The 5,028-nt window shown below is 63.7% G+C and carries 3 protein-coding genes; 1 reads left to right on the top strand and 2 read right to left on the bottom strand.

Translation table 11 applies throughout. The features are described from left to right. The first annotated feature begins 284 nt into the window (after positions 1-284). Positions 285-920: a TIGR02466 family protein gene (locus VEJ16_11860; protein ID HYB10358.1), complete on the top strand. Its 636-nt coding sequence runs from the start codon at positions 285-287 to the stop codon at positions 918-920. Positions 921-1,572: 652 nt separating this feature from the next. On the opposite strand, the gene VEJ16_11855 is transcribed toward VEJ16_11860, so the two are convergent. Continuing rightward, positions 1,573-2,625 carry an alcohol dehydrogenase gene (locus VEJ16_11855; protein HYB10357.1) on the bottom strand — a complete coding sequence of 351 codons (1,053 nt, stop codon included), beginning with the start codon at positions 2,623-2,625 and terminating at the stop codon, positions 1,573-1,575. A gap of 24 nt (positions 2,626-2,649) precedes the next feature. Further along, on the bottom strand, positions 2,650-5,028 hold a 2,379-nt coding region (dnaE, locus tag VEJ16_11850), incomplete at its 5' end, for a DNA polymerase III subunit alpha (GenBank protein HYB10356.1).

The raw sequence follows: 5,028 nt of genomic DNA, 5'->3' as shown, positions 1-5,028 counted from the left end.
ACCTCCTCAGGATGAGGGCTTTAGAAAAATAAATAATCCTCATGGTGAGGAGGCTGCCGGCGCGCTTCGCGCGCCTTCTTCTGCGTCGCGCATAGAGGCGGCCGCTATGGCGGCCGCCGGGCAGCCGTCTCGAACCATGAGGGCGCGCGGTTCCCTTTTCCCGTCATGCGCGGGCATGACAAAAAATGGATGCGACCTAGGTTTTCTGGAGCCAAAATCGTTCGACCGGACAACCGCGAACCCGGTGCCGGCCATCTTCCACAAAAGGATCACGAGGATCAACGATGTCCCTGCCCGACCTTGAGAAAGCGAATTTCGAGTTCTGCTTTCCCGTCCCCGTCATGTGCCATGTGTGGCCGGATACGGCGGCGCTGAACGAGGAACTTCGCCGCCTCTCCCTCGCGCGCGAAAATGAGGCCGGCGGGCGGACGAAAAGCAACGTCGGCGGCTGGCATTCGGAAACCGGGGTGCTCGAGTGGATGGGTGACGCCGGCAAGGCGCTCGTCGAGCGCATGGCGGCCCTGGTCAACCACGCGACGGCGCGCTTGATGAGCGCCTACGGCCGGGAGCCGAGCGCCTTCAACTGGACCTATCAGGCTTGGGTCAACGTCAATCGCGGGGCCGACTTCAACAAAACCCACACCCATCCGGGGGCCACCTGGTCTGGCACTTATTATATCGACCCCGGCGATTCCGACGCCAATGCCGACGTCGGCACGCCCTTGCAGATCATGGACCCCTTCCTCAGTCGCGACAGCACGTTCTTCCCCGGCCTGATCCGGACAAGTGTTTATGTCCGCCCCGTCCCCGGCATGATGGTGCTGTTCCCGAGCTATGTGCCGCACATGGTGTTCGCCCATCGCGGCGACCAGCCGCGGATATCGGTCGCGTTCAATTTCCGGAAGGACCCGTTCCCGTGAGGCGGTGGCCTCATCCTTCGAGACGGTGCTGCGCACCTCCTCAGGATGAGGACGTTCGTTTTGTATAGGGGTCAGGACCCGTGGGCTCCTGGAGGCTTGATCCGGTTCTCTCTTCTCGTCATGCGCGGGCTTGACGGTTGGAGAAGTCCGCAGCACGTGGATGGCCGGGTCAAGCCCGGCCATGACGAATGGAGGCGAACCGACCGCCACCCACTCCCGTCATGCCCGGGCGTGACCCGGGCATCCACACGAACGGAGAAGTCCGGGGGCGCGCATGACGGTGAAGGACAGCGGAGGCAGCCGTCTCGAACCATGAGGGTGCTAAGCTCGGACGGTTGTTTTCCCACGACGGAATCCGTATAGTTCGAGGGAACCGGGCGGCGGCTCTACCACCGCCCGGCCCCCTTACGGCATCAGAAGGAGTTGGAGAGAGAACCTTATCCTTCTTAGCCTCAGGGAGATTTTGATGAGTATACTCATCTTATTCTCCCTTCTTGTGATCGGCGGGACCACCCCGCCGTCACAAGAAAAACAATAGAGTGCGTTCACCCGGATGTCGTAATATGTCATGTGAAAAAGCGCCATTTCTGGCGCTTTTTTAATCACGTTCGTGTGAAAAAAACCCGCGTGCGAACCGATCGACGGGCGTCGCTTACGGCGTCAGCACGGTTCGTCCGAGGACGCGGCCGGCGCGAAGCTCCTCGAGGGCTGCGGGGGCGTGATCGAGCGGGCGCTCGTGAATCGGGATCGGCGGGACCTTGTGCTTTCGCACCAGCGTCAAAAGTTCCTTGAGTTCGCCGAGGCTGCCGACATAGGACCCCTGGATGGTGATTGCACGCTGGGGGATGAGCGGGATGGCAAGATCGATATCGCCCCCGAAAAGTCCGACCACAATGATCTTACCGCCCTTGGTCAGGCAATCGAGCCCGAGTCGCATCGTGGCCGTCGAGCCCACGAGGTCGATGACGGACCACACGTGACCCCCGACCGCCGCCTTGATCTGTTTGACAGCGTCGGGCGCCTTGGCATCGATCGCTTCCTTGGCGCCCGCCTTGAGTGCGGCTTGGCGCTTCTCCGGATCGATGTCGACCGCGATCGCCGCTCGCCCGCCCAGGGCGCGGTGAAGTTCCAGGCACATGAGGCCGAGGCCCCCGGCGCCGATGACGACGACAGGCTTCTCCTGGAGGTTGGCGCCGATCTTGCGCAAAGCACCGTAGGTCGTAACCCCCGAGCAGGCATAAGGGGCGGCCTCCGACGCCTTCATGTCCGCGATGTCGAGCAAATAGCGCGCGTGAGGGACGAGGATATGGTCGCTGTAGCCGCCGGCCCGGTGAACGCCGAGAAAGCGCGGCGTGAGGCAAAGCTGCTCCTCGCCAATCCCGCAAACGTCGCAGACGCCGCAACCGATCCAGGGAAAGACGAGATAGCGCGATCCGACCTTGACGCCGGAAGCCTCGGGACCGAGGGCGACGACCTCGCCAACCGTCTCGTGACCGAGCGTGTGGGGAAGCTTCATGCCGCGCTCTTCCATGCGAAACTTCTTGCCGCCACCGAGGTCGAAATAACCCTCCCAGATATGCACGTCGCTGTGGCAAACCCCCGCCGCCGTCACGCGCACGAGGACCTCCGCACCGACGGGCTTGGGTGTCGGCCGCTCGGACAGTTTCAAAGGCTGGCCATAGGCGGCGATGTCGTAGCTTCTCATGTCTCGCTCCCCTGCTCTGCTTTGCTAGACCTCTTCGACCTCGACGATTCCGGGCAGCGCCTTGATCGCCTGTCGAAGCTGCGGCGAGCAGCCAAAGCCGCCGCGAAGTGCGATCTCGATCTCGCGCTCGCCCGTGAGGGCCACGAGCCAGATGCGGCCTTTGCCCTTCGCTTCGCGCTGGATGAGGGATTTGAGCGGCTCGACCGGGCCGAGATCGTTGAGATAAATGCGCAGGGAGGCCCCGACTTCCGCCGCGGCTTTGTCGAGCGGCTCGATCGACTGGGCCATCAGGCGCACCTGGTCGCCGTCGACGCGGCCATCGACCGCGAGCAGTACCGGCGCACCTTGATCGAGTAATTCTCGCGACGCCGACAGCACCTCGGAGAAGAGGGTCGCTTCGAAGACCCCGCTCGTATCCGAGAACTGCGCGAACGCGAAGCGATTGCCGCGCGCCGAGGTGCGCTCTTGCTTGCCGAGTGGCGTGCCCGCGAGGCGCACGCGGCTCAAGCGGCCTTCGGTCATTCGCCTTATCGCCTCGGCGGACGTTAGGACACCGAGCCGCTCGAGCGTCTTGCCGTAGGCGTCGAGCGGGTGGGCGGAGAGATAGAAACCGATCGCATCGAACTCCCGCTTGAGGCGTTCCATCGGCGCCCATTCGGGCACGGCCGGAAGCGCCATCGAAGGTGGCGGGCCCCCACCCCCGCCCGCGAGCGCATCGAAGAGCGAGGTCTGGTTGCTCGCCCGGTCCTGTGCCGCGGCACTCGCATGGCGTGCGATCTGCTCGACCGCCTCGAAGACCTGACGGCGGTTCGGAATCAGGCTTTCGAACGCACCCGCGGCCGCGAGGCTTTCGAGCTGGCGCTTGGTGAGCGCCTTGACGTCCACGCGATCGGCAAAATCGGAAAGGCTTTTGAAGGCGCCCTTCGCCTTGCGCGCCTCGACGACGCCAGCCATCGCGGCCGCACCCACGTTCTTGACCGCCGCAAGGGCGTAGCGGATCGCCATCTCGGACTCACCCGAACCGGCGGACGCCGCTCGATCGACGGAGAATGCAACGTCGGAACGATTGATATCCGGCGGCAGAAGCCCGATGCCCAGGCGCTGGAGTTCCTGGCGGAACACATTGAGCTTGTCCGTGTTCCCCATGTCGTAGGTCATGGTGGCGGCGAAGAACTCGACCGGGTAGTTGGCTTTGAAATAGGCCGTCTGGTACGCGACGAGGGCGTAGGCCGCCGCGTGGGATTTATTGAAACCATAGCCTGCGAATTTATTGACAAGCTCGAAAATCTGCGACGCCTTGGCCTGATCGACGCCGCGCGCCACGGCTCCCTCGACGAACGACTTCCGCTGAGCCTCCATCTCCTCCTTGATCTTCTTTCCCATCGCTCGTCGCAGGAGGTCGGCGGCCCCGAGCGTGAAGCCGGAAAGCTCCTGGGCGATCTGCATCACCTGCTCCTGGTAGACGATGATGCCGAAGGTTTCCTTGAGGATCGGCTCGAGCGAGGGATGCAGGGAATCCGGCTCTTCGCGCCCGTGCTTGCGGTTGATATAGCTCGGGATGTTGTCCATCGGGCCCGGACGGTAAAGGGCCACGACGGCGATAATGTCCTCGAAGCGGTCGGGCTTCAGCTTGCGAAGCACGTCGCGCATTCCCGAACCTTCGAGCTGGAACACGCCGGTCGACTCACCGCGGCTCAGCATCTCGTAGGTCGCTCGATCGTCGAGCGGTAGTAAGTCGAGGTCGATTTTGATTCCGCGTCGCGCGAGAAGCTCGGCCGTCTCGGCGAGCACCGTCAACGTCTTGAGACCGAGGAAATCGAACTTCACGAGGCCCGCGGCCTCGACCCATTTCATGTTGAATTGGGTGACCGGCATCGCCGAGCGGGGATCGCGATAGAGCGGGATCGTCTCGTCGAGCGGGCGGTCGCCGATCACGACACCGGCGGCGTGGGTCGAGGCGTGCCGGTAGAGCCCTTCGAGCTTCATGGCGACGTCCATGAGCCGCGCCACGGTTTCGTCGTCGCGGCGCATCGCTTGAAGCTGCGGCTCGCCGTCGATGGCCTGCTGGAGGGTGACCGGGTTCGTCGGGTTGTTCGGCACCATCTTGCAAATGCGGTCGACCTGACCGTAGGGCATTTGAAGGACGCGCCCGACATCGCGCAACACCGCGCGCGCCTGAAGCTTGCCGAAGGTGATGATCTGGGCGACCCGGTCCCGGCCGTAGCGCCGCTGCACGTACTCGATCACCGCGTCCCGCCGTTCCTGGCAGAAATCGACATCGAAGTCGGGCATCGAGACGCGCTCGGGATTGAGGAAGCGCTCGAAAAGCAGCCCCCAGCGCAAGGGATCGAGATCGGTGATCGTCAGCGACCATGCGACGACCGACCCGGCCCCCGAACCGCG

The organism is Alphaproteobacteria bacterium (genome assembly GCA_035625915.1).
GTDB lineage: Bacteria > Pseudomonadota > Alphaproteobacteria > JACZXZ01 > JACZXZ01 > DATDHA01.
Note: the sequence above shows the minus strand (reverse complement) of the source record. Positions and strands in the feature narration are given on the sequence as shown.